At 63.8% G+C, this 25,297-nt stretch carries 25 protein-coding genes; 18 read left to right on the forward strand and 7 right to left on the reverse strand.

All coding sequences use genetic code 11. The annotated features are described in order from the left end of the window. The first annotated feature begins 44 nt into the window (after positions 1-44). The 4 genes from CH293_RS14430 to dinB are packed head-to-tail and all read left to right on the forward strand — an operon-like array spanning position 45 to position 4,730. Positions 45-998 carry an ABC transporter substrate-binding protein gene (locus CH293_RS14430; protein WP_241483887.1) on the forward strand — a complete coding sequence of 318 codons (954 nt, stop codon included), beginning with the start codon at positions 45-47 and terminating at the stop codon, positions 996-998. A 57-nt stretch (positions 999-1,055) separates the two neighbouring features. Next, positions 1,056-1,589, forward strand: coding sequence for a GNAT family N-acetyltransferase (locus CH293_RS14435; protein ID WP_037112369.1), 534 nt, complete (start codon positions 1,056-1,058; stop codon positions 1,587-1,589). Positions 1,590-1,620: 31 nt separating this feature from the next. Then, complete coding sequence (locus CH293_RS14440; protein WP_094720608.1) at positions 1,621-3,486, forward strand: Na+/H+ antiporter; 1,866 nt, start codon at positions 1,621-1,623, stop codon at positions 3,484-3,486. 35 nt (positions 3,487-3,521) lie between these two features. Next, a complete protein-coding gene (gene dinB, locus CH293_RS14445) occupies positions 3,522-4,730 on the forward strand; it encodes a DNA polymerase IV (protein ID WP_094720609.1) in 1,209 nt (402 codons plus the stop codon). Here dinB and CH293_RS14450 read toward each other — a convergent pair. Then, complete coding sequence (locus CH293_RS14450) at positions 4,716-6,110, reverse strand: cytochrome P450 (RefSeq protein WP_094720610.1); 1,395 nt, start codon at positions 6,108-6,110, stop codon at positions 4,716-4,718. The genes dinB and CH293_RS14450 overlap by 15 nt on opposite strands. 85 nt (positions 6,111-6,195) lie before the next feature. On the opposite strand from CH293_RS14450, the gene CH293_RS14455 reads away from it, so the two are divergent. Next, complete coding sequence (locus CH293_RS14455) at positions 6,196-6,771, forward strand: TetR/AcrR family transcriptional regulator (protein WP_019663113.1); 576 nt, start codon at positions 6,196-6,198, stop codon at positions 6,769-6,771. Positions 6,772-6,801: 30 nt separating this feature from the next. Beyond that, positions 6,802-7,077 (forward strand): DUF2277 domain-containing protein, encoded by a 276-nt coding sequence (locus tag CH293_RS14460; protein WP_019663114.1) that lies wholly within the window; start codon positions 6,802-6,804, stop codon positions 7,075-7,077. A 6-nt stretch (positions 7,078-7,083) separates the two neighbouring features. Here CH293_RS14460 and mraY read toward each other — a convergent pair whose 3' ends face one another. The 3 genes from mraY to CH293_RS14475 form a co-directional block, all read right to left on the reverse strand. After that, positions 7,084-8,160, reverse strand: coding sequence for a phospho-N-acetylmuramoyl-pentapeptide-transferase (gene mraY, locus CH293_RS14465; protein WP_094654284.1), 1,077 nt, complete (start codon positions 8,158-8,160; stop codon positions 7,084-7,086). Between the two features lie 55 nt (positions 8,161-8,215). After that, entirely contained in the window at positions 8,216-8,635 is a 420-nt protein-coding gene (locus CH293_RS14470; protein ID WP_019663116.1) for a helix-turn-helix domain-containing protein, read from the reverse strand. Positions 8,636-8,883: 248 nt separating this feature from the next. After that, a complete protein-coding gene (locus CH293_RS14475) occupies positions 8,884-10,047 on the reverse strand; it encodes a globin domain-containing protein (RefSeq protein WP_019663117.1) in 1,164 nt (387 codons plus the stop codon). A gap of 178 nt (positions 10,048-10,225) precedes the next feature. Between CH293_RS14475 and clpB the strand changes: the two genes are divergently transcribed. From clpB to pyrE, 6 genes are all read left to right on the forward strand, one after another. Continuing rightward, positions 10,226-12,772, forward strand: coding sequence for an ATP-dependent chaperone ClpB (gene clpB / locus CH293_RS14480; RefSeq protein ID WP_094720611.1), 2,547 nt, complete (start codon positions 10,226-10,228; stop codon positions 12,770-12,772). Positions 12,773-12,896: 124 nt separating this feature from the next. Continuing rightward, positions 12,897-13,739 (forward strand): DUF5666 domain-containing protein, encoded by an 843-nt coding sequence (locus CH293_RS14485; RefSeq protein ID WP_255122861.1) that lies wholly within the window; start codon positions 12,897-12,899, stop codon positions 13,737-13,739. A 53-nt stretch (positions 13,740-13,792) separates the two neighbouring features. Next, on the forward strand, positions 13,793-14,656 hold the full coding sequence (locus CH293_RS14490) for a hypothetical protein (RefSeq protein ID WP_094720613.1): 864 nt from the start codon (positions 13,793-13,795) through the stop codon (positions 14,654-14,656). Positions 14,657-14,725: 69 nt separating this feature from the next. After that, positions 14,726-15,538, forward strand: coding sequence for an SDR family oxidoreductase (locus CH293_RS14495; RefSeq protein ID WP_019663121.1), 813 nt, complete (start codon positions 14,726-14,728; stop codon positions 15,536-15,538). 66 nt (positions 15,539-15,604) lie between these two features. Further along, positions 15,605-16,174 carry a LemA family protein gene (locus tag CH293_RS14500; protein WP_019663122.1) on the forward strand — a complete coding sequence of 190 codons (570 nt, stop codon included), beginning with the start codon at positions 15,605-15,607 and terminating at the stop codon, positions 16,172-16,174. 57 nt (positions 16,175-16,231) lie between these two features. Then, entirely contained in the window at positions 16,232-16,771 is a 540-nt protein-coding gene (gene pyrE / locus CH293_RS14505; RefSeq protein ID WP_019663123.1) for an orotate phosphoribosyltransferase, read from the forward strand. A 71-nt stretch (positions 16,772-16,842) separates the two neighbouring features. On the opposite strand, the gene CH293_RS14510 is transcribed toward pyrE, so the two are convergent. From CH293_RS14510 to CH293_RS14520, 3 genes are read right to left on the reverse strand one after another with little or no spacing between them, the layout of a single operon-like run. Continuing rightward, positions 16,843-17,148 carry an EthD family reductase gene (locus CH293_RS14510; protein ID WP_019663124.1) on the reverse strand — a complete coding sequence of 102 codons (306 nt, stop codon included), beginning with the start codon at positions 17,146-17,148 and terminating at the stop codon, positions 16,843-16,845. A gap of 11 nt (positions 17,149-17,159) precedes the next feature. Continuing rightward, positions 17,160-18,761, reverse strand: a complete 1,602-nt coding sequence (locus CH293_RS14515; protein ID WP_094720614.1) for an NAD(P)/FAD-dependent oxidoreductase — start codon at positions 18,759-18,761, stop codon at positions 17,160-17,162. Positions 18,762-18,773: 12 nt separating this feature from the next. Continuing rightward, the gene (locus CH293_RS14520) at positions 18,774-19,703 is read right to left on the reverse strand and encodes an alpha/beta hydrolase (RefSeq protein WP_019663126.1); all 930 of its coding nucleotides are present in this window, start codon (positions 19,701-19,703) and stop codon (positions 18,774-18,776) included. Between the two features lie 219 nt (positions 19,704-19,922). Here CH293_RS14520 and CH293_RS14525 point away from each other — a divergent pair, with 219 nt between their 5' ends. Genes CH293_RS14525 through CH293_RS14550 form a run of 6 tightly spaced genes read left to right on the forward strand, consistent with a single transcriptional unit; the run spans position 19,923 to position 25,295 of the window. Next, positions 19,923-21,086, forward strand: coding sequence for an ABC transporter substrate-binding protein (locus tag CH293_RS14525; RefSeq protein ID WP_094627791.1), 1,164 nt, complete (start codon positions 19,923-19,925; stop codon positions 21,084-21,086). 38 nt (positions 21,087-21,124) lie between these two features. After that, the gene (locus CH293_RS14530) at positions 21,125-22,015 is read left to right on the forward strand and encodes a branched-chain amino acid ABC transporter permease (protein WP_019663128.1); all 891 of its coding nucleotides are present in this window, start codon (positions 21,125-21,127) and stop codon (positions 22,013-22,015) included. After that, positions 22,012-22,944 (forward strand): branched-chain amino acid ABC transporter permease, encoded by a 933-nt coding sequence (locus CH293_RS14535; RefSeq protein WP_019663129.1) that lies wholly within the window; start codon positions 22,012-22,014, stop codon positions 22,942-22,944. The genes CH293_RS14530 and CH293_RS14535 overlap by 4 nt, the downstream gene beginning before the upstream one ends. Then, positions 22,941-23,768, forward strand: a complete 828-nt coding sequence (locus CH293_RS14540) for an ABC transporter ATP-binding protein (RefSeq protein ID WP_019663130.1) — start codon at positions 22,941-22,943, stop codon at positions 23,766-23,768. The genes CH293_RS14535 and CH293_RS14540 overlap by 4 nt, the downstream gene beginning before the upstream one ends. Beyond that, on the forward strand, positions 23,752-24,468 hold the full coding sequence (locus CH293_RS14545) for an ABC transporter ATP-binding protein (protein WP_094720615.1): 717 nt from the start codon (positions 23,752-23,754) through the stop codon (positions 24,466-24,468). Before CH293_RS14540 ends, CH293_RS14545 begins: the two co-directional genes overlap by 17 nt. Further along, positions 24,465-25,295: a mycofactocin-coupled SDR family oxidoreductase gene (locus CH293_RS14550; protein WP_094720616.1), complete on the forward strand. Its 831-nt coding sequence runs from the start codon at positions 24,465-24,467 to the stop codon at positions 25,293-25,295. Before CH293_RS14545 ends, CH293_RS14550 begins: the two co-directional genes overlap by 4 nt. The last annotated feature ends 2 nt before the right edge of the window (positions 25,296-25,297 follow it).

Consider the following 25,297-nt stretch of genomic DNA (forward strand, 5'->3'; position numbering starts at 1 on the left):
GATCGTTTTGCTAGGTAAGCCTTAGCTGGGTTACTTTTGCTTGCGTGTTCAACAAAGCTATCGTTCGCGCCACCTCCGCTGTGGCAGTACTCGCCCTCGCCGCCGGTTGCTCGTCCAATTCGGGAGACGAACCGCAATCCACTGAATCCTGGAATTACACAACTGCATTCGGCAATACCGTGACGACCGACGCGCACCCCGACACGATCGTCGTCGACGCGTACAGCGCTGCCGCACTGTGGGACTACGGCATCCGCCCGGACGGTGTGTTCGGATTCGGACTGGCCGACGGATCCGCGCTCGGCACTGCCGAAGCCGATCGAATGACCGTCATCGGCACCGACTCGGTGTTCGACACCGAAGCCGCCGCGGCACTCGATCCCGACGTGATCATCGGGTACGCGAAGGAGGCTGCACCGCAGTCCTGGACGTGGTGGGACGCCTCGCAGGCCGAGCAGATCGCTGCTGTGGCGCCGTTTCTCGGAGTCGACGTCAGCCTGTCGATCGACGAGTCGCTCGAACAGTACCGATCCATCGCGGAGGCCCTGGGAGCCGACGTCGACAACCCCGACATCGCTGCTGACCGTGAAGACTTCGAAGCGGCGAAGCAGCGGGTGAAGGACGCAGTCGCGAACAAGCCCGGACTGACGGTCATGCCACTGAACGTCGACACCGACGGTATCTACATCGGCACCGAGAACCTCGTCGTACTGAAACTGCTGCGTGAGCTCGGCTTGACCCTCGCCGGTCCGGAAGCGGACGGCCCATGGTCGACGGTGAGCTGGGAAAACGTGCCTCAGTACCCGGCCGATATCGTCCTCGAATACCCGGCGAGCAAACCCATCCTCGCCGACTCCGCGATTTACCGATCTCTGCCCGCCGTAGCGGGAGGCCAGGTCCTCGACTGGGACGACAAGCGCCCCAACACCTACGCCGAGTACGCCGACTGGCTCGGGCAGCTGGCGGACACCATCGAGAGCGCGAACAAGCTCACCTGAACCCGCGGAAGCAAAACCCATGGCGTCGGCGACGCGCTCGGATTACCGTCACATCCTGTGATCACGTTTCGGCGCGTCGTCGACGCGGATTTTCCGCTGATCGGGCAGTGGCTGTCGCAGCCGCACGTCGCACGCTGGTGGAACCAAGAGTCCACCGCCGAGGCAGTGAAACGAGATTTCGGTCCCGTCGCGCGCGGCGAGGAACCCGCTCAGGACCTGCTGGCCTTCGAGGACGGCAAGCCGTTCGCCCTCGTCCAGCGATGCAGGTGGGCCGACTACCCCGAGGACCTCGCTGCGATTGCCGCGTACATCGACATGCCCGCCGAGGCCGCCACGATCGACTACCTGATCGGTGAGGCATCCGAGATCCACCGTGGCCGCGGAACACGATTGATCGCAGCGTTCGCGGAGGACACCTTCCGGGCCTATCCGTCGTCGGACAGCATCATCGTTCCGGTCGTCGCGGGCAACCGTCAGTCGTGGCGGGCGTTGGAGAAAGCCGGGTTTCGGCGCATCGGCGAAGCCGAGCTCGAAGCGGACAATCCGATCGACCCACCGCTGCACTACGTGCAGCGCCTGGACCGCGTCTGACGGACACCGAGGGCGGGAGCACAATCTCCTCATGGAGATTGCTGTCCTGCTCGTCGTGCTCGCGATCGGCGTCCTCGCCGTCGCGGCACTCGCCGAACGACTCGACGTCCCGGCGCCGCTGCTGCTGATTCTGGTGGGTGCCGCGGCGTCGTACGTTCCCGGCGTCCCCGAGATCCATCTCGAACCGGAGGTGGTCCTTCTCGGCCTGCTGCCGCCACTGCTGTACGCCACGGCAATTCAATCGTCATTGGTCGACTTCAATGCCAACCGACGGTCGATTCTGCTGCTGTCGATCGTTCTGGTGATCGCGACGACGTTCGGCATCGGTGCCGTCGTACATGCGCTTCTCCCGGGCATCTCGTGGCCGGCGGCGTTGGCGATCGGGGCCGTCGTCGCACCTCCGGACGCCGTCGCGGCCACCGCGATCGGCCGCCGCATCGGACTGCCTCGTCGAGTCGTCACCATCCTCGAAGGAGAGTCTCTGCTCAACGACGCCACCGCGTTGGTCGCGCTGAGCACGGCGATCTTCGCCCTCGGGCATTCGGTTCACGTCGGTCAGGTCGGACTGGACTTCCTCGTGGCTGCAGGTGGGGGCGTTGCCATCGGTCTGGTGACCTTCCTGGTCGTCGCGAAACTGCGTCGGCGATTGACCAATCCTGTTCTCGACACCGCCATTTCGTTCATCGTCCCGTTCGCCGCGTACCTTCTCGCCGAGGAGGTGCACGCGTCGGGTGTGCTCGCCGTCGTCGTCGCGGGGCTTCTGCTGGGGCACAAGGCGCCCATTCTGCAGTCCGCGCAGTCGCGGATCGCCGAGCGAATCAACTGGCGAACCATCGCCTACATCCTCGAGAACGCCGTCTTCCTGTTGATCGGTCTGCAGGCGTCGTGGCTGCTCCGCGACGTCGGGACCAGTGCGTTGCCCGCCACGACCATCGTCGCCGTCTGCGCCGCGACACTCGTCGGCGTCATCGCGATTCGTATGGTGTGGGTGTTCGTCGCGCGCTTCGCGTTGATTCACCCCGGCGCCGACGCGTCGACCGGTGTGGTCCCGTCCTGGCGCTACACGCTCCTGATCGGGTGGGCCGGGATGCGCGGAGTGGTGACGCTGGCCGCCGCGTTCGTGATCCCCTTGGGGACGGAGTACCGCGAAATTCTGCTGCTGATCGCCTTCACCGTGGTCGCAGGAACCCTGTTCGTGCAGGGCCTCACGTTGCCTGTCCTCGCACGCCTGTTGAAGGTGCCGTCGCCGGACCCGATGGACGACGCGTTGGCGCGAGCGACCCTGCTGCAGCAGGCGTCGAAGGCCGGGGAGAAGGCACTGGACGAGCTCGAGTACGACGATCCGCACGGAGTGGAAGCCCTGGTCCGCCAGCGCGTCGAGCAGCGGAATTTCTCGGCGTGGGAACGGCTCGGTACCACCGCCGAACAGGAGACCCCGAGCGAGCTGTACGCGCGGGTCCGTCTGACGATGATCGAGGCCGAGCGTGCCCGGATCCTGGAGATCAGAAGCACCGGCACCGTCCCGTCCGAGGTGGTCGGCGAGGTTCTCGCCATGCTCGACGTCGAGGAGTCGATGATCGACATCGCAAGCGAGGACCGTAGCGAGATCAAGGTGTCCAATGCGCGGCGCGTCCACCCCGGGTCCGGGTGCGAGGAACTGGACCGATACCCGGTGGCGGAGAACCTGTCCGACGGTACGTGCCATGAATGCATCCGCGAGGGGACGGAATGGGTCGCCCTGCGGCAGTGCCTCGAATGCGGCAACGTCGCCTGCTGCGACTCGTCGCCCAAACGACACGCAACGGCCCACTTCCACGCCACGACGCACCCCGTCATGGAGTCCGCCGAACCCGGTGAGAACTGGCGCTGGTGCTACATCCACCACGTCACTGCCTGAGAAAGTTCGTACCTGTCGGACCGTCGTGCGAACATATGTTCGTGATCATGCATGCCGATCTCGACTCGTTCTACGCGTCGGTCGAGCAGAGGGACGACCCGCGCCTGAGGGGAAGACCAGTCCTCGTGGGCGGCGGTGTCGTGCTCGCGGCAAGCTACGAGGCGAAGGCCTTCGGAGTGCGTACCCCCATGAGCGGGTCGCAGGCACGCGCATTGTGCCGCGACGCCGTCGTCGTTCCTCCCAGGATGGACGCCTACATCGAGGCGAGCAAGGCCGTCTTCGAGATCTTCCGCGACACCACCCCGCTCGTCGAGGGGATCTCGGTGGACGAGGCGTTCCTCGACGTCACCGGTCTGGGAAAGATCCGCGGCACTCCGGTGCAGGTGGCCCAGCGGCTCAGACGCGAGGTCAAGGAGAAGGTCGGGCTGCCCATCACGGTCGGCATCGCGAGCACCAAGTTCCTCGCGAAGGTCGCCAGTGCAGTCGGCAAGCCCGACGGCCTCCTGCTCGTCGAGCCGGGCCGTGAGCTCGAGTTCCTGCATCCACTGAAGATCGAGCGGTTGTGGGGCGTGGGGAAGGTGACCGCAGAGAAGCTGCACGCCTTCGACATCGTCACCGTCGGTGACATCGCCGCGCAGTCGGAGGCGTCGATCGTCTCGATTCTGGGGAAGGGCGCCGGGCATCACCTGTACTCGTTGGCCAACAACCGCGATCCCCGACGCGTGCAGACCTACCGCGGACGCAGCTCGATCGGCGCCCAGCACGCACTCGGGCGTGGCCCCACATCACCGAAGGACGTCGAGGCGTCGCTCATCGCTCTGGTGGACCGCGTGACGCAGCGTATGCGTGCCGCCGAGCGAACGGGCCGTACGGTCGTCCTTCGGCTTCGGTTCGCGGACTTCACCAAGATCACGCGCTCGCACACACTGAACCGGGCAACAGCGGACACTCGGGACATTCTCGATGCCGCCCTCGCGTTGCTGCGTGACGCTGCGCCGCTGATCGCGGATCAGGGCATTACGCTGGTCGGGGTGACCGTCGCCAACATCGAGCGCACCGGTGCCGAGCAGCTCGAGCTGCAGTTCGATGCGGCACCGCGCAGCGGGGTACAGGACGCACCGAGCGCCTCGGCGTTGGATATCGCTCTCGACGGTGTGCACAGCAAATTCGGGAAGAAGGCGCTGACCAGAGGGGTATTGCTGGGCCGTGACTCCGGACTGTCCGTGCCGCTACTTCCGGATTGACACCGTCAGCCGGAAGTCCTTCGGCATCAGCGTCAGCCGCTCCTCGACCTTCAGGCGATACGCCGGATCTGCGTGAAAATCGAACTGCTGCAGCAACGTTCCGAGTACCAGGACGGCCTCGTGAATGGCGAATTGCCTGCCGATGCAGGCGCGTTCGCCGGTGCCCCAGGGCTTGTAGACGTGGCCCGGACGTGAGCGCACCTCGGCCGAGACGAAGCGGTCGGGATCGAACACCTCGGGGTTCTCACCCCAGACTGGGTCGCGATGCAACCCGGGAATCAGCACGAACGCCCAATCGCCCTTCTTCATCTCGTGCACGCCGCCGATGACGGTGTCCTCCCTGGCCTCTCGCGCGAATGCAGGCGCCGTCGGCCACAACCGCAAGGTCTCGTCCAGTACTCGCCGGACGTAGCGCAGCTTGGGTACCTGCTCGAACGACGGTGCTTCACCGCCCCAGACTTCGTCGACCTCCGCGCGTGCGGCGTCCAGTACGTGCGGATTGTTCGCGAGGTAGTAGAGGGCGAACGACAATGCCCCCGAGGTGGTCTCGTGGCCTGCGATCAGAAAGGTCAGTATCTGCTGGCGAATGTTCACTTCGCTCAGCGCATTCGGGTTCCCGGAATCCCGCGCGGCGTCCAGCATGATCTCGAGCAGATCTGCATGGGCGCCCGGGTCGGAACGTTCGTCGCGGCGGGTGCGCACGATGTCGTCGAGGACCTGTTCGAGGTAACGCTGATTCGCGAGGTTGCGCCGGTCGGCTTTCTTGAAGACGAGGTTCGCCAACCAGGGGATGGGAACGATCTCGCGACGCTGATTGTGCGAGAGCACGCCGACCATCGCGTCGACGAATGGGTGGGGCTTGCTTCGGCTGAAGGAATCGAAACCGTAGCTGAACCCGGTGCGTCCGATGGTGTCCAGCGTCAGCTTCGTCATGTCCGAGGAGACGTCGACGGAGGTCTGCGAACGCCAGTGTGCCGCAAGCTCGGACGCAACGGCGAGCATGATGTCGTGGTATCCGCGCATGGCGCTCTGAGCGAACGCGGGGCGCAGGAGGTCGTGTGCCTTCTGCCAGTTCGGTTCGTGAGAATAGGCAGTGAACAGTCCGTCACCGCCGACTGATCTGAGACCTTCGATCGCGGGGGACACGTGCTTGACGAATCTGGACTCGTCGCACAGTTCCCCCGCGAGGTCGGCGCCGGAGACGAGCACGTAGCGGCGACCGAGGACGACCCGCTCGAAGATCGGGCCGAGCCGTGCGGCGAGTGCCATCGAGTCCTGGACCGGCCTCGACGCGTGGGCGCCGACGACGTCGCCCAGGACGGGCAGGCGTCGGGGCGGGTGGGGGAGCGCTGCGCTGCGTACTCCGACGTCGACGACCATGTGCGACCTCTTCGCTCGTTACTGAACTCGGATACAACAGTGAACGTACTCGCTACTGAACTCGTGTCAAGTAGCATCCTGGGTGATGAACGGCGTTCGAAAACGACTCTCCCCTGACCTGCGGCGCGCGCAACTACTCGACATCGGGTCGAAGCTGTTCGCCGACAGGCCCTACGACGAGGTGTGGATCGAGGAGGTCGCCGACCTCGCCGGAGTGTCCCGGGGCCTGATGTACCACTACTTCGCGTCGAAGCGAGATTTCTTCGCGGAGATCTTGAAGGTCGAGTCCGCGCGCATCCTCGACACGACCGCGCCGGACACGTCACTGCCGGTGGCGGATCAGGTCGCGGCCGGCCTCGACGCCTACATTCGCTACACCGTCGAGCACGAACACGGCGTCCGGGCCATCAACCGCGGTGCCATGCTGGGCGACGCGGAAATCCAGGCCATCCTCGCCGACGAACTGGAAGTGCAGCAGCAGCGGATTCTGGCCGCGCTGCCCGCCGAGATTCGCGAGGACGAGATCACCCGGACGGCACTGCGTGGTTGGGTGTCGTTCGTGCGTGCGGTCTGCATGGACTGGCTCGATCGCCGATCCATCAGCGAGGACGAGGTCAAGGCGCTGTGCCTGCGTGCACTCGACGGGCTGCTCAGGACGTGAAGACCGGCGGAAAAGTCTATCGTGGCTGGTATGTGCCGAAACATCACCACCCTGCGCGGGCTGGAACCGCACGCGACGGACGAGGAGATCGAGGCTGCGGCCCGGCAGTACGTCCGTAAGGTCAGTGGCGTTCAGAAAACGTCCGACGCCACCCGCGATGCATTCGAGCTCGCAGTTGCCGAGGTCACCGCGACCACTCACAGACTGCTCGACGCGCTTCCCGAGCGTCGCCAGCCGCCACCGACGGTTCCGCCGCTGCGTCGCCCGGAAGTTCAGGCGCGGATCGCAGCGAAAGCCGCCGGCTGATCGATATCAGCCGACCGCCGAGAGGTACTCGCTGTAGAACAGACCCATACCGAGTGCCGAGGCGATGGCTGCCATCAACCACAGCCGGATGATGACGGTGGTCTCCGGCCAACTCGCGAGCTCGAAGTGATGATGGATCGGTGCCATACGGAAGACCCGAACACCGTTGGTGCGGAAGATCGCGACCTGGATGACGACGGACGCAGCCTCGACAACGAACAACGCGCCGATCGCAACGGCGAGCAGCTCGGTCTTGGTGACCACGGACAGACCCGCGAGCAGACCGCCGAGAGCGAGCGATCCCGTGTCACCCATGAAGATCTTCGCGGGCGCGGCGTTCCACCACAGGAAGCCGATGCACGCACCGGCCGCGGCGGCACAGACGATCGCGAGATCGAGAGGATCCCGCACGTCGTAACACCCGACGCGTGGGTCGGTGCTGCAGGACTGCCGGTACTGCCAGAACGTGACGACGGTGTAGGCCCCCAGGGCCAGCGCCATCGATCCCGCGGCGAGGCCGTCGAGCCCGTCGGTCAGATTCACCGCATTCGACCAGGCCACGACCAGGACACAAATGAAGCCGACGAACAACAGGGTCGGCATGTACACGATGGCGAAGTCGCGGACATAGGACAGGTTTCGGCTGCCGGGCGTCACTGCGTTGCTGTCCGGAAAGCGAAGGACGAGAAGCGCGAACACGACCGCAGCGCCGATCTGGCCGACGTACTTGGCGCGCGCGGTGAGTCCGAGGTTCCTCTTGTTTCGTAGGCTCGTGTAGTCGTCGACGAAACCGACGATGCCGAGGGCCGTCGTCAGACCCAGGACGAGCAAGGCCGACGCCGAAGGGCCCCCGCCGTCGTATGCGATGCCGACCACGTGCGCCCCGCCGTATCCGACCCACAGCGCGACGAGGATCGCGACGCCGCCCATCGTCGGTGTTCCGCGCTTCGACTGATGGCTCGCCGGTCCTTCCAGCCGAATCTCTTGGCCGAAGCCCTGCTTCGAGAAATTCCGGATCAGCATCGGGGTGAGCAGAATCGACACCGCGAGAGCTGTTCCTCCCGCGAAGAGAATCAAGATCACCGCGTGTCATCCCCCTGATCGTCTGGCTGCAGTTACTGCCCGGTTATCGGCCGAGTCAACGCGTGCTGTCCGGAGGAATCTCCGGAAGCCCCTCACTGGCACGCAATTTTTCGGCCATCGAGCTCAGTAGATTCTGTGACTCCTCGGACAGATCGAACGCACGCGCCGACAGACGCTTGAGGCCATAGCCTTCGAGCTGAGTCACCAACTCGAGGTCGTGATCGATCTTGCGCGCGTAGATGTCGTTGAAGAAGTAATCCGGCTTCACCTTGAAGAACCGGGCGAGTGCAGCAACGGTGTCGTTCGACGGATTCGTCCGCTGACCGGAACGCAGCTGCGAGATGTACGGCTTGGAGATCTGGTGGCCGTGCTCGGCGAGCGCATCGGCGACTTCTGCATTGGTGTGGGGCTTACGGCCAGGTGGATGCACCGTGTTGAACAGACTGTTCAACCGTGCCGCGAAGTCTGCAGGCATCGGGATCTACTCTCACCCTTCTCGGTATGACCGGGCCGTCTTCGACGCGGCCCGGAAACGATAACGAGTAGGTAACCACATTCCAGGCCGACTGGCTGTTTCGGCGCGACGAACGGTAGAACGTGTTGCTTTCGGATCGGACGACCGGAGAAATGCGGAGCCCGGCGCGGCCCCGCCATCGACCACGTCATTCGAACGATCGACGAGGCACGGGTTCGAGCGCAGGCCGTTTGCCGAGCGTTAACTGCTCACAGCGGATCGTGCTGCACGTGTTCCATCGGGGTGCCGACCTTCCGCAATGCGTAGAGCGTCGTCCGCACCATCGACGGCGAACCACAAATCTGGATCTGCCTGTCCGCCCACGAGCCGAACTGCGTGACGACCTTCCCGATGGACCCGTGCAGCCGATGATGCATGCCCCACGGCAGTTCCGGCGTCGGACCGGAATGCCACCACGGATTCTCGTCCTCCTCGGTCACCGGAACCACCGTCAACCACGGGTTGGACAGCGACAGCTGCCACAGGGTCTCGGCGTCGTACAGATCCCGGGGATACGTGCCCCCGACGAACAGGTGCACTCGCGGGTTGTGGCTGCGTCGAGCCATGTCCATCACCTGAGCACGGAGCGGCGCCAGGCCGGTGCCGCCTGCGATCATCAGCACGTCCTCGGCGATTCCTCGGTCGATCTGCAATCCACCCAAGGGAGGGCTGACGGCCCATCGATCGCCGACGACCGACTCGGTCACCATGGCGGGGGACACCCAACCGCCGGACACCCGCCGAACGTGAAACTCGATCTCGCCCTGCGGATTACACGGAATTGCCGGCGACAGGTACCGCCAGAGTTTGGGGCGTTGCGGAATCTGCACGCTCACGTACTGACCCGGGTAGTAGTGAATGCCCTCGTCCAGTTGGAGGCGAATGATCGCCAGATCGTCGAGCACCCGTTGATGCTCGACGATCGTGGCGCCCCAGTACGGGGGCAATTCGTCCGAGTCCGCTGCAACGGCCATGTTGTCGGTGACGAGCGCTAGCGTCCGATGCCAGGCGTCCTCGACTTCGTCCGTCCACACCTCGTTGCCGACGAAGTTGCGGAACGCCGAGATCAGGGCCGAGGCACCGGCTCGGAAGTGGGTGCCGTCGACGCCGTGCTTGCGGTGGTCTCGGCCAAGTTGCTGGAGGAACGACTCGACGCGCTCGTTCTTGTCGAGATTGTCGAAGATGTAGGCCAGCGCACGGACGAAATGGTCGCGTTGCTGGTCCATCGACGCCGGAAAGAACGCCCGGAACTCCGGATGGTCGACGAACAGCTGGGCGTAGAAGGACCGTGCGAGAAGTGCCGGACCGTTCTCAGCGGCCAGAACGGACTTGAAACCGGCACGAACCAGGGAGATCGCCCGTGCATCGAGCATCGATCAACCTCCGCCGCAGCTAGACGGTTCCAAAGTAGACCGCCCGAGGGTATCCCGATTACACACCACTGGCCACAGAAGAAAACTGAGAAAATCAGACTTGAGCGGAACAGACTCAAGTCTTGGTACGTTGTACCCACCGACATCAAATTTTCTCCCAGCAGAAAGCAGGTGACCGGTGGACAGTTTCACCCCCACCACGAAAACGCAGGCCGCACTCAGTGCCGCTCTGCAGGCCGCATCCGCGGCCGGAAACCCGGACATCCGTCCGGCCCATTTGTTGGTGGCGTTGCTCGATCAGACCGACGGCATCGCCTCCCCCCTGTTGAAGGCTGTCGGCGTCGATCCTGCGACGGTGCGCGGTGAAGCTCGCACCCTGGTCGATCGACTCCCGTCGGCAACCGGATCGACAACGACTCCGCAACTCGGTCGCGAAGCGCTGGCGGCCATCACGGCTGCGCAGAACCTCGCTACCGAACTCGACGACGAGTACGTCTCCACCGAGCACCTCATGGTCGGACTCGCGACGGGTGACAGCGACGTCGCCAAGCTCCTGACCGGCCACGGCGCCGGACCCAACGAGCTGCGCGACGCCTTCCAGACTGTCCGCGGCAGCGCGCGCGTCACCAGCGCCGATCCCGAGAGCACCTACCAGGCGCTCGAGAAGTACAGCACCGACCTGACCGCCCGGGCCCGCGAAGGTCAGCTCGATCCGGTCATCGGCCGCGACACCGAAATTCGTCGCGTCGTCCAGGTACTGTCCCGTCGCACCAAGAACAACCCGGTTCTCATCGGTGAGCCCGGCGTCGGCAAGACCGCCATCGTCGAAGGTCTCGCGCAGCGCATCATCGCCGGCGACGTGCCGGAAAGCTTGCGCGGTAAGACCGTCGTCTCGCTCGACCTCGGCTCGATGGTCGCCGGTGCGAAGTATCGCGGTGAATTCGAGGAGCGGCTCAAGGCCGTGCTCGACGACATCAAGAACTCGGCCGGGCAGGTCATCACCTTCATCGACGAGCTCCACACCATCGTCGGAGCTGGCGCGACCGGTGAGTCCGCGATGGACGCGGGCAACATGATCAAACCGATGCTCGCGCGCGGTGAACTGCGGCTCGTCGGTGCGACCACGTTGGAGGAGTACCGCAAGTACATCGAGAAGGACGCAGCGCTCGAGCGTCGATTCCAGCAGGTCTACGTCGGCGAACCGTCCGTCGAGGACACCGTCGGCATCCTGCGTGGGCTCAAGGAGCGCTACGAGGTGCACCACGGTGTGCGCATCACGGACTCCGCACTCGTCTCCGCCGCCACACTGTCCGACCGCTACATCACGTCGAGGTTCCTGCCGGACAAGGCAATCGACCTGGTCGACGAGGCCGCGTCGCGTCTCCGCATGGAGATCGACTCGCGTCCCGTCGAAATCGACGAGGTCGAACGAGCCGTCCGGCGACTCGAGATCGAGGAGATGGCGCTCGAGAAGGAGACCGACGATGCGTCGAAGGCTCGTCTCGAGAAGCTGCGCGCGGAACTGGCCGACGGCCAGGAAAAGCTCAACCAGTTGAGCACCCGCTGGCAGAACGAGAAGAACGCCATCGATTCGGTTCGCGTCCTCAAAGAAGAACTCGAGAACCTGCGCGGTGAATCCGAGCGTGCCGAACGCGACGGAGATCTGGGAAAGGCAGCCGAACTTCGGTACGGCCGCATCCCGACGCTCGAGAAGGAGCTTGCCGAGAAGACACAGGCAACTCCGGCGCAGGACGACGTCATGCTCAAGGAAGAGGTCGGTCCGGACGATGTCGCCGACGTCGTCGCAGCCTGGACCGGCATTCCTGCAGGCCGCATGCTCGAGGGCGAAACCGCGAAGCTGCTGCGGATGGAAGACGAGTTGGGCAAGCGCGTCGTCGGGCAGAAGGACGCCGTGCAAGCGGTGTCCGACGCCGTCCGTCGTGCTCGCGCCGGCGTCGCCGATCCGAACCGTCCGACGGGCTCGTTCCTGTTCCTCGGTCCGACCGGTGTCGGCAAGACCGAACTCGCGAAAGCGTTGGCGGACTTCCTGTTCGACGACGAGCGCGCCATGGTCCGCATCGACATGAGCGAGTACAGCGAGAAGCACGCCGTAGCTCGACTCGTCGGCGCGCCTCCCGGCTACGTCGGCTACGAGGCAGGCGGTCAACTCACCGAAGCCGTCCGCAGGCGTCCGTACAGCGTGATTCTGTTCGACGAGGTCGAGAAGGCTCACCCCGATGTCTTCGACATCCTGTTGGCCGTGCTCGACGAAGGCAGGCTGACCGACGGGCAGGGACGCACGGTCGACTTCAGGAACACCATCTTGATCCTGACGTCGAACCTCGGTGCCGGGGGATCGAAGGACCACGTCATGGATGCGGTCAGGCGCGCGTTCAAACCGGAGTTCGTCAACCGCCTCGACGACGTGGTGGTGTTCGACTCGCTCTCCGAGGATCAGCTGGAATCGATCGTCGACATCCAGCTCGGCTTCCTGGCCCGCAGGCTCGCAGCTCGCAGGCTCACGCTCGATGTGACCTCGCCGGCGAAGCTGTGGCTGGCAGCTCGGGGCTACGACCCGTTGTACGGCGCTCGTCCGCTGCGCAGGCTGATCCAGCAGGCCATCGGTGATCAGTTGGCCAAGCTGCTGCTCGCAGGAGATGTCCGCGACGGCGACGTCGTGCCGGTGAACGTATCGGCAGACGGCGACGCACTGGTCCTGGGTTAGACCGAGTATTTCGCTCCACTCTTGCGCGATATTTGCGGGATTCCGTGAATATCGCGCAAGAGTGGAGCTCTGTGCACGCCTGGACGTTCGTCACCCGCGAGGTGCCGGACGTACCCTCGGTGTCATGAGTCATCCGGACGGTCAGCGCGCGAGAGTGGAGCCCGCGGAAGGACCCCACGACCGGCCGTGGGAAGACGGCACCGCGAATCCGCCTCCGGATCGTCCCGAATCCGATTACGTCGCCGACGGCTGGCAGGCATATCCGGACACCCAGCCGTACCCGGATTCCCAGCCCTATCAGCAGGCACAGCCCTATCCACAGGCGCAGCCCTACCAGGACCAGCCGACGCAGCAGTACGGATATCCCCAGCAGTACTCGCCGCAGCAGCAGTACCCAGCCCAGCAGCCCAACCCGACCCAGGTGTTTCCGGCGTACGACCCGAGGCAACACCAGGCTCCGCCCGAGTACGGCGAGTATCAGGCTCCGCCCGAGCCGAAGGGGCCGCGGCGGTGGATGTTCGCGCTCGTCGCCCTGGCCGCGCTGGCGGTCGTCGTGCTGGCAGGAATTCTCGTGTTGACCAATCAACGATCCGACACCGACGACGTCGCGGTTCGGCCACCGACCAGCCTGGCCCCGATCCCCACGCTCCCACCGAGCCAGGCGCCCCTCGCGCCACCGTCGGCTCCCGGTGGACTCGTCCCGGGAGGTATCCCGGAAATTCTGGGGAACTCCGGCGCGGCGATCGGAAACATCACCGCCATCGACGGTCCGACTCTGACGATCCAGGGCATCGACGGCGCCCCCGTCACGGTTCTCGTCACCCCGCAGACGCAGGTCCTGTCCCTGTCCGGCTTCGACGCCTCCTCGCTGAAGGTCGGGTCGCTCGTCGTCGTGAACGGCAGCCCCATGGAGAACGGTGCCATCACGGCGGACATCATCGTGGAAACCCCCGACCTGGGCGGGTGAGCCATCACGAGGCCGAACCGCTGGACGCTATAAGCTGACCCTCGATGACGGCTATGTGGTTCGGACTTGCAGCGATCGCCCTCCTGGGTGCGGTCGCCCTTCTGTACATCGACCGTTCGCGCCGGGACCAGGTAGGCCGGGTACGGCAGATGTGGGCCAAGGCGCAGGGATACACGTACGAGGCGTCCGACGACGACATCGTGTTGCAGTTCCGTCGTGCTGCACTCGCCAAGCCCGAGCAGACCACTGCGGTGGACCTCGTGAGCGGAGTCCGACGCGGCGAGAAGTTCGTACTGTTCGACGTCGAGGAAACGTCGACGATTGTTGCAGTTCAACGACCCGTCGGATCCGACGTGGACATCGACCTTCGGTTGAAGTCGACGCCGCCCCCTCGCGACTCGGACATGGAGCTGCTTGGATCGATCGGCCCCCGTGTCGTGTTCGCGACGAACGTCGAAGTGGCGCGGCGCGTGTGCGATCAACGCATGGCTGCGTTCACCGAATCCGTTCCGGCCGGCCTGAACCTGCTGTGGAGCGAGAACGACTGGACACTCGGATCGTTGCCGCTCGGCAGCACCGGACGCGACTGGGATGCCGCCATCGACGCCGTGGCACGACTGTCCGGGATGCTGCATGTACTACCGCCGGTCAACAACCGACGTCCATCCGGTCCCGCTCGAACCAGCCCTCCGCAGCGCAGTCGACCCGAAACCACCGTCGGGCGCCAAAGCCCAGAACCCAGGCAGAGCCCAGAACCCCGCCAAAATCCAGAACCCCGGCAGGCGCGCCCCGAGGTGCGGCGTCCCGAGCCGAGGCCGCCGCTGCGTTCCGGTCCCGTGATCCAACCGTCGGGACCCCGGCCACCGAGCCGACCGACGCCCATCACCCGCGACTCGGACCGCCGCCGCCAGGACTGATCCGCAGGACCGGACATTCGGCGGTGTGGGACTCCACAACACGTCGATCGCACCGTAGCCTTCAGTTTCATGACCGCCGAACCGATCGAACCAGCGTCCCCCCTCACCGTGCGCCCGGTTGCCCTCGTCACCGGACCGACGTCCGGTCTCGGCGCAGGATTCGCCACTCACCTCGCTGCTCGCGGCTACGACCTCGTGCTCGTTGCCAGGAACGAGGTGGGGCTGCGTTCGCTCGCGGACGACCTGCGCGTCCGCTTCGGAGCCGACTCGGAGATCATCCCGGCGGATCTGGCCACCCAGGCGGGACGGGACGTCGTCGCCGAGCGGCTGAGCCGGGGCGTCGAATTTCTCGTCAACAACGCAGGTTTCGGAACTTCGGGTGAGTTCTGGACAGCGGAACCCGAGCTGTTGCAGGCGCAGCTCGACGTCAACGTCACCGCGGTGATGCAGTTGACCCGCGCAGCGCTGCCGTCGATGGTTGCTGCCGCGAAAGGCACCGTGGTCAACGTGGCGAGTGTTGCGGGCATTCTGTCCGGCCGCGGATCGACGTACTCCGCGTCCAAGGCGTACGTCATCTCGTTCTCCGAAGGACTGTCCGGTGGCCTCGCCGGCACAGGCGTCCAGGTGCAGGCACTGTGCCCCGGGTTCGTGCGCACCGAGTTCCACCAGCGCGCGGGCATCGAGATGTCCAGCATCCCGAAGTTCATGTGGCTGAACGTGGAACAGGTCGTGCGTGAATCCATGCGTGATCTGGGCAAGGGCAAAGTCATCAGTGTGCCGGGCGCGCAGTACAAGGTCCTGACGGCGCTCGGCACCAAGGTCCCCAAGAGTGCTGTGCGGAAGCTGACGAATCTGGTCGGTCGAGGTCGCGGCCGAACATAGGCGACTTCGGCGCGTATGGGCGAGCCTCCGAGCGCGATTCGAGTATCACCGTTAAATTCAGACCTTGTGACTGTTTTCGTGATCGTGGCGATCCTCGTACTTGCAGTTCTCGCCTACGCGGCGAGCGTCGAGCGTCGGGTACGGCGTTATCGGTCGAACACGGCCGCGAGCAGGCAGCTGGTGACCGTGGAGCTCGAGCGTCGCTACGTTCAGCTGGAGCCGTTCATCGCGGCCGTCGAATCGTCCGGCCTGGACCAGGATCTGGTTCGTCAGCTCGTCGGCGCGAGGTCGTGGTCCAAGGCGGTACGAGACAAGAACCTCGGTCTTCAGGCACAGGCAGCCGCCGAGAACGCGCTGTCGGCGGCGGTGCACGCAGTGCTGTCCGAGTCCGACACCCACCCCAAGTTGCGATCCAACTGGGCTTTCCAAGGCCCCGCCGGCGACCTGGAAACAACGGAGAAGCGCATCGCCGGCGCAGTGCGCGTCTACAACGACAATGCGTACGCGTTGGCGCAGCTGCGTAGTTCGTTCGCGACCAAGCCCATGGCCACGGTACTGAAGGTGGTTCCGCCCGAGCCGTTCGTCGAGCACGTCGACCTCGTCGCCGACGAAAAGCCGGAGGACGTGCCCGCCTGAGCCTGTGGGATTCCGGCCGGTAGATTCATCGACTGAATCGACCGAAGGGAACCTCACATGGCCGACAGTGCCCAGCGTGCCGAACTGGCCGAGCTGGTTCGTGAACTGGCCGTAGTCCACGGCAAGGTGACGTTGTCATCCGGCAAGGAAGCCGATTACTACGTCGACCTCAGACGCGCAACGCTGCATCACCGCGCGAGCGCGTTGATCGGAACGCTGATGCGCGAATTGGTGGCCGACTGGGACTTCGACTCCGTCGGCGGCCTGACGATGGGAGCCGATCCCGTCGCGTTGTCCATCGTCCACGCGGAAGGCCGCCCGATCGACGGCTTCGTCGTACGCAAGGCCGCGAAGGCGCACGGTATGCAGCGTCAGATCGAAGGACCCGACATCGTCGGCAAGCGGGTGTTGGTCGTGGAGGACACGACCACGACCGGGAACTCACCGCTGACTGCGGTGAAGGCGCTCCGCGACGCGGGAGCAGTCGTCGTCGGAGTTGCGACGGTAGTCGACCGGGCAACCGGAGCCGACGACGTCATCGCTGCCGAGGGGCTCGAATACCGCTCGCTGCTCGGCTTGGCCGATCTGGGTCTGTAGCAGCTTCGCCGCTGGTGGTGTGGTTAGGCGCCCCAGGGGGCACCCAACCACACCACCAGGCGCGGAGCGCCTCAGGCCACCTCGACCTCATGCATATCCATGACGAAGCCCGCTCCGGCGAAGTTGGGCATGTCGTCGGCACCGGCCTTGCCCTCCTCGGATCCGAGGGCTGCAATGGCGTCGTCCTTGGACGGGAAGTTCAGGTTGCCGACGACGAAGTGTGCAGGCTGGGATCCGTCCAGTGTTTCTGACACACCCCACTCGAACGAGATGATGCCGGGCATCTTCGCGGTCAGTGGCGCATGCACGCTTCGGTAGTGTGCCAAGAACGCATCGGGGTTCTCGGGGTGGTTGTAGGCGATGCTGATGCGAAACATTCGAGCTCCTTCTAGTGGGTGATCGTGAAGCCTTCGTAACCCTTGGATGCGACGTCGTCGCAGATGTCGCGGTAGACGTTGAGTCCGCCGACGTAGGACATGATCATGCGAGGTTTGCCTGGGATGTTGGCGCCGGTGTACCAGGAGTTGCCCTCGGGGTAAAGCGTGGTGTCGGCGAGTTCGATTGCTTGCGTGGTCCATTCCTTTGCTGCGGTCTCGTCGGCCTCGAATGTCCTGGCGCCGATCGACTCCAGATGTGCGACGGTGTCCGCTGTCCACTCGACGTGCTGTTCGATGGCGCAGACCACGTTGGTCAACACGTTGGGGCTACCGGGGCCGGTCAAGGTGAACAGATTGGGGAACTCGTCGACGGCGATACCCAGATATGTGGTGGGACCGTCGGTCCACTTGTCCTGCAGTGACTTCCCGTTGCGTCCACGGATGTCGATCTTCAGCAGGGGGCCGGTGATGGCGTCGAAACCGGTGGCGAAGACTATGACGTCGAGCGGGTATTCGTCGTGGGCGGTCTTCAACCCGGTCGGAGTCAATCCTTCGATCGGCGCATCCTTCACGCTCACGAGCGATACGTTGTCGCGATTATAGGTCTGAAAGTAGTTGGTATCGAGTGTGATTCGCTTGGCCCCCAAGGGATGCTCGCGAGGTGAGAGTGCCTCGGCAAGTTCAGGGTCCTCGACGACGGATCGGATCTTGCCGCGGAAGAACTCGGCGATGGTGTCGTTGGCCTGCCGATTGCTGAGCAGGTCCGGGTAGGCAGCGATGAGATCGATGGCCCGATGGCGACTCCATCGTTCCTCGAACACCGCCAATCGCTCTTCCTCGGAGTGGTCGAATGTGTTGACTGACAATGTGTCCACGGGCTGGCCGCCCCCGGACGCCTTCGATGCGACCTTGAAGTTCTCGATGTCGGCTCGAAAGGACTGCTTCTCGTCCTCGGTCAATGGGCGATTGCCGCAGTCGAGGCTGAAGGCAGGTGTGCGCTGGAAAACCGTCAGATGTTCGGCCTGCTCGGCGATCTTCGGGATCACCTGAACACCAGAAGATCCGGTGCCGATGACGCCGACCCGTTTGCCGGTGAAGTCGAACCCGTCGCGCGGCCACGCGCTGGTATGGATCGTCTCGCCCTCGTAGGCGTCGAGACCCGCGAAGTCGGGTGTCGATGACGTCGAGAGGCATCCCGCGGCGGTGATCAGGTACTTGGCGGTGACGTATTCACCGGCGTCGGTGCCGACCGTCCACCGTAACGCCTCCTCGTCCCAGACCGCTGATTCGACACGTACTCCGAAACGAAAGTGCTTCTTGACATCGAGTTTCTCGGCGACGAAGTCGATGTAACGCAGGATCTCCGGCTGAGCAGGATAGCGTTCTGTCCACTCCCACTCGTCGATGATGTCCTGGGAGAACGTGAACGCGTATTCCATGCTGATGCAGTCGCATCGTGCGCCGGGATACGTGTTCCAGAACCACGTACCACCGACGGTTTCTGCGGCCTCGTATCCACGGACCGACAGGCCGAGAGACTTGAGCTTGTGCGTCATGTAGACGCCGGAGAAGCCGGCGCCGATGACGACGGCATCGAAATCGCTTGTGCTCACGGAACACTCCTTTCAGGCGACAACGGATGTGAGATGGGCGCGAACGGATTCGCCGACGTACGCGATACCGGCGTCGGCTCCGGGGAGGATGTTGACGAACTGGAAGAAGCCATGCATCTGTCCGTCGAACACTCTCACCTCCACGGGCACGCCCGCGGCGGTGAGTTTCTCGGCATAGGCCTGACCTTCGTCGCGTAGAACATCGTGTTCGGCCAGCAACACCACTGCTGGTGCCACTCCTGACAGGTCCTCTGCGTGCAAGGGTGACACGTCCCAGTTGCGGCGTACTCCGGCATCGGGTGTGTAGAGATCCCAGAACCAGATCATCGACGTCTTGTCGAGCATCAACTGGTTGGCGGGGTCGGCGTACGAGCTGTTGTCGAAATCGTGGTCGGTGACGGGGTAGACCAACACCTGTAGCGAGACGGCCGGGCCGTTCTCTCGCACTGCTCGCTGCGCGACGACGGCTGCAAGGTTGCCGCCGGAACTGTCGCCGCCGACCAGTAGCGGCAACGCAGAATCGGAGCGAGAAGCGGTCCACTGCAGAACATCCCATGCGTCGTCGGCTGCAGTCGGGTAGATGTTTTCGGGAGCGAGTCGGTAGTCGGGAAGCACTACGGTGCACCCGGTCTCGACCGCGAGGCGTCTGGCAAGTGTGTCGAACTGATCCGGTGTGCCGACGACCCAGCCACCGCCATGGAAGTAGACGAACACCCCGCGTGGGCTGTCGTCAGGTGTCAGGACGCGAACCGGAATTGCATGTCCATCCGCCGCCTCCACCGTCAGGTTCTCGACCGACGCCATCTCGGGCCCTGGACCGTAGAGGTCGATGAATGTGTCGTTCATCGAGCGGACCTCGTCGGGGGTCATCTCGTGGAGCGCTTTACCGCCTCCTTCGGCGGCTTGGGCGAGGAACGCGGCGGTGGCGTCGTCGAGTGCCATGACAGGACTCCTTCGGAGTGTTCTAATTACGGACGGCATCCGTTCAGGTGATACACCTCACTCTAAACGCTGATAATCATTCGCCGCAACCATCTGTTGTCACGGCTTTTTCTGCTGCGACTTTGTCCTCAAATGTGATCTGGACAACTGGACGTTTTGGTTCTACTGTGACAGCGATCACGAGTTCATGCGCATCATTGCCATGAAATAGGAGGAGCCATGAAGTTCACCACGGGTCCCGGCAGGCTGGTCCTGTTCGGGCTGACCGGAGCCATGCTGTCGATGGCAGCATGTAGTGGGTCAGGCCCATCCGGTGCAACAGCCTCGGGGGAGATGCCCGCCGAGATCACCGTGCTCTCCACGACGGACAAGACCGGAACGCTCGCGTACGTCGGAGGTTCCCAGCTCGAAGGTATCGAACTCGCCGTCCAAGAGATCAACGAGCAGAAGTTCCTCGGCGACTCCACGCTGAAGCTCGACAGTCGCGACACCGCAGGCGACGCCCAGACAGCCGCGAGTCAGGTGACCGAAGGGATTGCGAACCCGAACGTCGCCGCCATCCTCGGCACCGTGTCCGGTGCGCAGTCCGTGGCGGTGGCGCCGATAGCAGAGTCGTCGAAGACTCCTGTCGTGTTCACCCAGTCCGGTAGTGCCGGTGTCGTCATCGGCGACTACACGTTCCGATCGACCGCACCCCAGGAGACATACTTCCCCAAGGCGATCGATCATCTGAAGACCCTCGGCGCCAAGCGAATCAGCGTGCTCTACAACGCAGGCCAGCCGACACTGGCGGAGATCGCCGAGAATCAACTCCCCGCGTTGCAGGAGAGTGAGGATCTCGAGATCCTCTCGAGCACCAGCGTGCAGTCGACCACCCAGGACTTCGCGTCGACCATCACCAAGATCGTCGGCGAAAAGCCGGATGCCGTGGTGTTCCTCCTCGTCGGTGCGCAGAATTCCACCGCGATGTCGCAGCTGCGCCAAGCAGGCTTCGACGGCCCAGCCGTCGGAAATCCCGCCGCAGGCGCCGGAAACCTCGCGCCCGCAGGGCCTGCAGGCGCGGGAATGTTCTGGGCGACGGACTTCAACTACCTTCAGACCGCACCGTCTTCGGTCTCCTTCGTCGAGGCTTACAACGCCAAATACGGCAAGAACCCGCTCAACTACGCAGCCGAAGGCTACGACGCGGCATGGATGATCGCCAGGGCCATCAAGGAATCGGGCGGCGCCTCGCGTGAGGACATCAAGAACGGTCTCGACGCCGTGGCCACGGCCGGATTCGACGGCGCCGTCGGACCGGTGACGTTCGAAGGCAACGACCAGCGAGTGGCGGGAGTTGTCGTCGAGTGGGACGGGACCGCAGAAGGGTTGCTGGCGGAATGACGGTCACCGAACGTTCACGGAAGAGGTGATCTGAAACCATGGGCCAGACACTCATCGATGCGGCGATACTCGGATCGATCTACGTACTGTTCTGTCTCGGCATGTCCCTCGTGTGGGGCACCGTCGGCATCCTCAACTTCGCGCACGGCGCGATCTTCATGTTCGCGGGGTTCGTCGGATACCTGGTGGTCAAGGACCAACAGCTGCCGATGATCGGCGTCATTGCGGTGTCGGTGTTCGTGGGTGCGTTGTTGTCCACAGCCATCGAAGTGCTTGCTTTCCAACCGATTCTGCGGAGGGCAAAGACTCATCGGATCGCAGAGCTGCAAATTCTGATCGGCGGCATCGGCGTTGCTGCCATCCCGCTCGCGATCGCCCAGTACGTCACCAAGTCCGAACCGTTCGGATTCTCCAACAGTTCGTATGCAGTGAAGGTGTTCTCGCTCTTCGGTCTTCGCATCTCGAACACCGGTTTGATCATCGTGCTGTCCGCCGTGATTCTCACGGTCGGGATGGCGATATGGCTGCGCAAGTCCATGGCAGGACTTGCGCTCCGTGCCATCGGTGTCGATGCCGAAACGGCAGCGTTGATGGGAGTCGACCGTCGAAAGCTCTCCCTGTCCACAATGGCCTTTGCCGGTGGTCTTGCCGGTCTCGCGGGCGCCTTGCTCACGTTCAATCTCGGCGCCATCACTCCGGAAAGCGGTGAGACACTGCTGATCAAGGCATTTGCGGTCATCATCCTCGGTGGCGTCGGGAGCACGGCCGGTGTCGCTGCCGGCGCCTACATTCTGGCGTTGTCGGAGACTCTGGTGTTGCGATTCACCGGTGGTGGCTGGGTCGACGCCGTGTGCTTCGGCATGATCTTCCTCGTCCTGCTGCTTCGCCCGCAGGGTCTCTTCGGCCGCAAGGAGGTGCGAAGGGTATGAGTCAGTTCTATTTCACGCATATCGTTCTGTTCCAGAGCACGTTCACCGTTCTTCTTCTGGCTCTGAGCATCCAGGTCCAGCTTCGCATGGGCGTGTTCTCGTTCGCAGGCGCCGGGTTCTACGGTCTCGGTTCCTACGGCGCCGCGATCTTCGTGATCCGGTACGGGTTCAGCTCGTTCGCCGCGATTGCTGCCATCATGATCGTCTGCGGAGTGATCGGGTTTCTGCTGGCATTGCTGGTTCAGCGTCTCAACGGTCTCTACCTGGCGATGGCCACGGTCTCCTTCGATCTGATCATCACGGTCGTCGCGCACAACGGTGGCTCGCTCACCGGCGCGTCGGTCGGACTGTTCGGCGCACTGGCGTTCCCCCAGTTGACCATCGGGCACATCATCGCGATCACGGTGCTCGTCGTCGCGCTTCTGGCGCTGAGCGAACGAGGTCGTCTCGGTCGTAGAATCGACGCGGTCCGTGAAGATCCGGAATTGGCCGCATCCATGGGTGTCAACGTTTCTCGCTATCGAATCAGCTCCTTCGTGATCAGTGGATTGATCGGCGCACTTGGTGGCGCGATCAACGTATTACTGCGCACGACCGTGGCGCCGGAGAGCATCGGATTCCCCTTGGTGGTTCTCGGGTTGACGATCATCATCGTCGGCGGCGGGCGCTCGTGGCTCGGCATCGTCCTCGGCGCGATCATCTTCACATGGCTGCCGTACTACCTCGAGATCGTCGGGCAGTACCAGGCCATCGTCTACGGCATCATCGTCGCGATCGCTGCCGTCTACGTACCGGGCGGGATCTACGGAACCGCCCTTGATCTGGTTCGGAAGTCCAAGGCCAAAAGACTCGCAGGGGTTGCTCGTAAGAAGGAACCCGACGACACGGTCGAGGAACTCGCTCTAGCCGAGATAGGGGATAAACCGTGACTACCGACGCAGTGTCACGAGAGACTGTCGCTCGCCACGCCACAACCGAGGTGGTGCTCGGAATAGACGACGTCGCAGTCCACTACGGCGGCATCAAGGCTGTCGACGGTATTTCCTTCGACATCACCCGAGGAAAGATATTCGGCATCCTCGGACCGAACGGATCCGGCAAGAGCACCCTGTTGGCGGCGATCACTCGATTGACGCCCCTGACACGCGGTGCCTTGACGTTCGAAGGCGAACCGTTTGCGAAGGTGTCTTCGCAGAAGGTCGCCAAGCTCGGCATTGCCCGCACATTTCAGACGGTACGACTACTGCCGGACCTGACCGTTCGCGAGAACGTCGCTCTGGGGGCGGACCTCGGCTCCGAGGAAGGTGGCCTTCGCGAGTTGTTGCTCGGGCGCAAGGCCTTGCTGAAGCGCTCGAAAGATGCGGTCGCGGAGGCGCTGGAGCGGACTGGGCTCTCGGGCTTGGAGGACATCAGGCCAGGGGAGCTGTCCTATGGGTTGCAGCGCCGGGTGGAGATCGCCCGCGCAATTGCCATGTCGCCCACACTTCTTCTGCTCGATGAGCCGACAGCGGGCATGAACAAGACCGAACGCGAGGATGTATCGGAGCTGTTGAAGAAGTTGCGCGAAGAAGGCCTGACGCAACTTCTCGTCGAACACGACGTGCAGATGATGGTCGATACCTGCGACACGCTGATCGCAATGAATTTCGGCGTACTGATCGCGCAAGGGAAGCCGCAGGACGTCGTGCGCGAACCAAGTGTTCAGGAAGCCTATCTCGGGAAGCGAGGAGCGCAGGATGCTCGAAGTCAGTGACCTCCACGTCCAGTACGGCAAGGTCAGCGCGGTCACGAACATCGGCCTGACGGTCGAACCCGGCCGAATTACGCTGGTTCTCGGGGCGAACGGAGCAGGTAAGAGTACGACGCTGCGAACCATCGCCGGCTTGGTGGAACCGACGTCGGGCACCATCGTTCTCGATGATGTTTCCCTCGTCGGAGTCAAGGCCCACAAAGTGGTGCGACGCGGAATCTCACTCGTACCGGAGGGTCGTCAAGTCTTCGCGTCGTTGTCCGTGGCGGAGAACCTGCGTATCGGTGGATACACCTCGACCAGGGAGAAGCGCGAGAAGAACACCGAACTCGCGTATGAACTGTTTCCGATTCTTCGTGAGCGAAAGGACGGGCCTGCAGGACTGTTGAGCGGTGGTGAGCAGCAGATGCTTGCCTTCGGACGTGGACTGATGTCCGATCCGAAGTACATCATGATGGACGAGCCGTCGATGGGTCTTGCGCCCGCCGTGGTCGACACCGTCATGGCAAGTGTCCGCGAGATCGCCGACCGCGGGCTCGGTGTGCTGATGGTCGAGCAGAACGCCGAAGCGGGGCTCAGGGTTGCCGACGATGTCGTCGTGGTCAATCGTGGCGACTCCGTGTACTCCGGTGGTGCCGAGGAAGCCCGCTCGCACTCCTCGGTGGTGCTGGCGTTCCTGGGTGAAGCGGCTTTGGGCGCATGAGCAGGTTCAGCGGCAAAGTAGTCCTCATCACCGGTGCTGCCCGCGGACAAGGTCGTAACCACGCACTGCGTTTCGCCGCCGAAGGCGCCGACATCATCGCAGTGGACGCATGCGAGGACGTCGACACCGTCGGATACGACCTTGCGACGGAGGACGACCTGGCGGAGACGGTGCGGGCGGTCGAGAAGCTCGACCGTCGGATCGTGGCGTCGAAGACGAATGTCCGCGACCTCGAGGCGCTACGTGCAGCCGTCGATTCCGCAGTAGGCGAACTCGGCCGACTCGACGTAGTGGTAGCCAATGCGGGAATTGCGGGTAGCGGTGTGACGCACGAGTTGTCCGCCGAGAATTGGCACAACATGATCGACACCAACCTGACCGGCGTGTGGAACACGACGACGGTCGCCACTCCGCACATCCTGAAAGGCGGCGAGGGCGGTTCGATGGTGCTCATCAGCTCCGTCGCGGGAACGAAAGGTCTGCCGTACAACGCCCATTACACCGCAGCCAAGCACGGTGTCCTCGGGTTGATGAAGAGCCTCGCGAACGAGCTCGGCCCGCAGAACATCCGTGTCAACACGGTGAACCCGACCAACGTCGAGACTCGGATGCTGTTGAACGACGCGATCTACAGGCTGTTCCTTCCCGACGAGGAAGCACCCACTCGGGAACAGGTGGTTCCGCTCCTGCACGACATGCACGTACTCGACATTCCGTGTGTCGAGCCGGACGATGTCAGCAACGCGGTGCTCTTCCTGGCGGGCGACGAATCACGCTACGTAACCGGTATTTCCATCCCCGTCGATGCGGGAGTCCTCATCAAATAGTG

The sequence above is a fragment of the Rhodococcus sp. 14-2470-1b genome (assembly GCF_002259415.1).
Classification (GTDB): domain Bacteria; phylum Actinomycetota; class Actinomycetes; order Mycobacteriales; family Mycobacteriaceae; genus Rhodococcoides.

What these genes read in the sequence shown, in the direction of transcription:
- CH293_RS14470 (WP_019663116.1), bottom strand. Translation starts at nt 8,635, where the DNA reads ATGCCTGCAGACTTCGCGGCACGGTTGAACAGTCTGTTCAACACGGTG.
- dinB (WP_094720609.1), top strand. Translation starts at nt 3,522, where the DNA reads ATGTTCGTGATCATGCATGCCGATCTCGACTCGTTCTACGCGTCGGTC.
- pyrE (WP_019663123.1), top strand. Translation starts at nt 16,232, where the DNA reads ATGGCCGACAGTGCCCAGCGTGCCGAACTGGCCGAGCTGGTTCGTGAA.
- CH293_RS14550 (WP_094720616.1), top strand. Translation starts at nt 24,465, where the DNA reads ATGAGCAGGTTCAGCGGCAAAGTAGTCCTCATCACCGGTGCTGCCCGC.
- CH293_RS14460 (WP_019663114.1), top strand. Translation starts at nt 6,802, where the DNA reads ATGTGCCGAAACATCACCACCCTGCGCGGGCTGGAACCGCACGCGACG.
- CH293_RS14510 (WP_019663124.1), bottom strand. Translation starts at nt 17,148, where the DNA reads ATGTTTCGCATCAGCATCGCCTACAACCACCCCGAGAACCCCGATGCG.
- CH293_RS14535 (WP_019663129.1), top strand. Translation starts at nt 22,012, where the DNA reads ATGAGTCAGTTCTATTTCACGCATATCGTTCTGTTCCAGAGCACGTTC.
- CH293_RS14455 (WP_019663113.1), top strand. Translation starts at nt 6,196, where the DNA reads ATGAACGGCGTTCGAAAACGACTCTCCCCTGACCTGCGGCGCGCGCAA.
- CH293_RS14440 (WP_094720608.1), top strand. Translation starts at nt 1,621, where the DNA reads ATGGAGATTGCTGTCCTGCTCGTCGTGCTCGCGATCGGCGTCCTCGCC.
- CH293_RS14545 (WP_094720615.1), top strand. Translation starts at nt 23,752, where the DNA reads ATGCTCGAAGTCAGTGACCTCCACGTCCAGTACGGCAAGGTCAGCGCG.
- CH293_RS14475 (WP_019663117.1), bottom strand. Translation starts at nt 10,047, where the DNA reads ATGCTCGATGCACGGGCGATCTCCCTGGTTCGTGCCGGTTTCAAGTCC.
- CH293_RS14525 (WP_094627791.1), top strand. Translation starts at nt 19,923, where the DNA reads ATGAAGTTCACCACGGGTCCCGGCAGGCTGGTCCTGTTCGGGCTGACC.
- CH293_RS14490 (WP_094720613.1), top strand. Translation starts at nt 13,793, where the DNA reads ATGTGGTTCGGACTTGCAGCGATCGCCCTCCTGGGTGCGGTCGCCCTT.
- CH293_RS14450 (WP_094720610.1), bottom strand. Translation starts at nt 6,110, where the DNA reads ATGGTCGTCGACGTCGGAGTACGCAGCGCAGCGCTCCCCCACCCGCCC.
- CH293_RS14495 (WP_019663121.1), top strand. Translation starts at nt 14,726, where the DNA reads ATGACCGCCGAACCGATCGAACCAGCGTCCCCCCTCACCGTGCGCCCG.
- CH293_RS14530 (WP_019663128.1), top strand. Translation starts at nt 21,125, where the DNA reads ATGGGCCAGACACTCATCGATGCGGCGATACTCGGATCGATCTACGTA.
- CH293_RS14520 (WP_019663126.1), bottom strand. Translation starts at nt 19,703, where the DNA reads ATGGCACTCGACGACGCCACCGCCGCGTTCCTCGCCCAAGCCGCCGAA.
- CH293_RS14485 (WP_255122861.1), top strand. Translation starts at nt 12,897, where the DNA reads ATGAGTCATCCGGACGGTCAGCGCGCGAGAGTGGAGCCCGCGGAAGGA.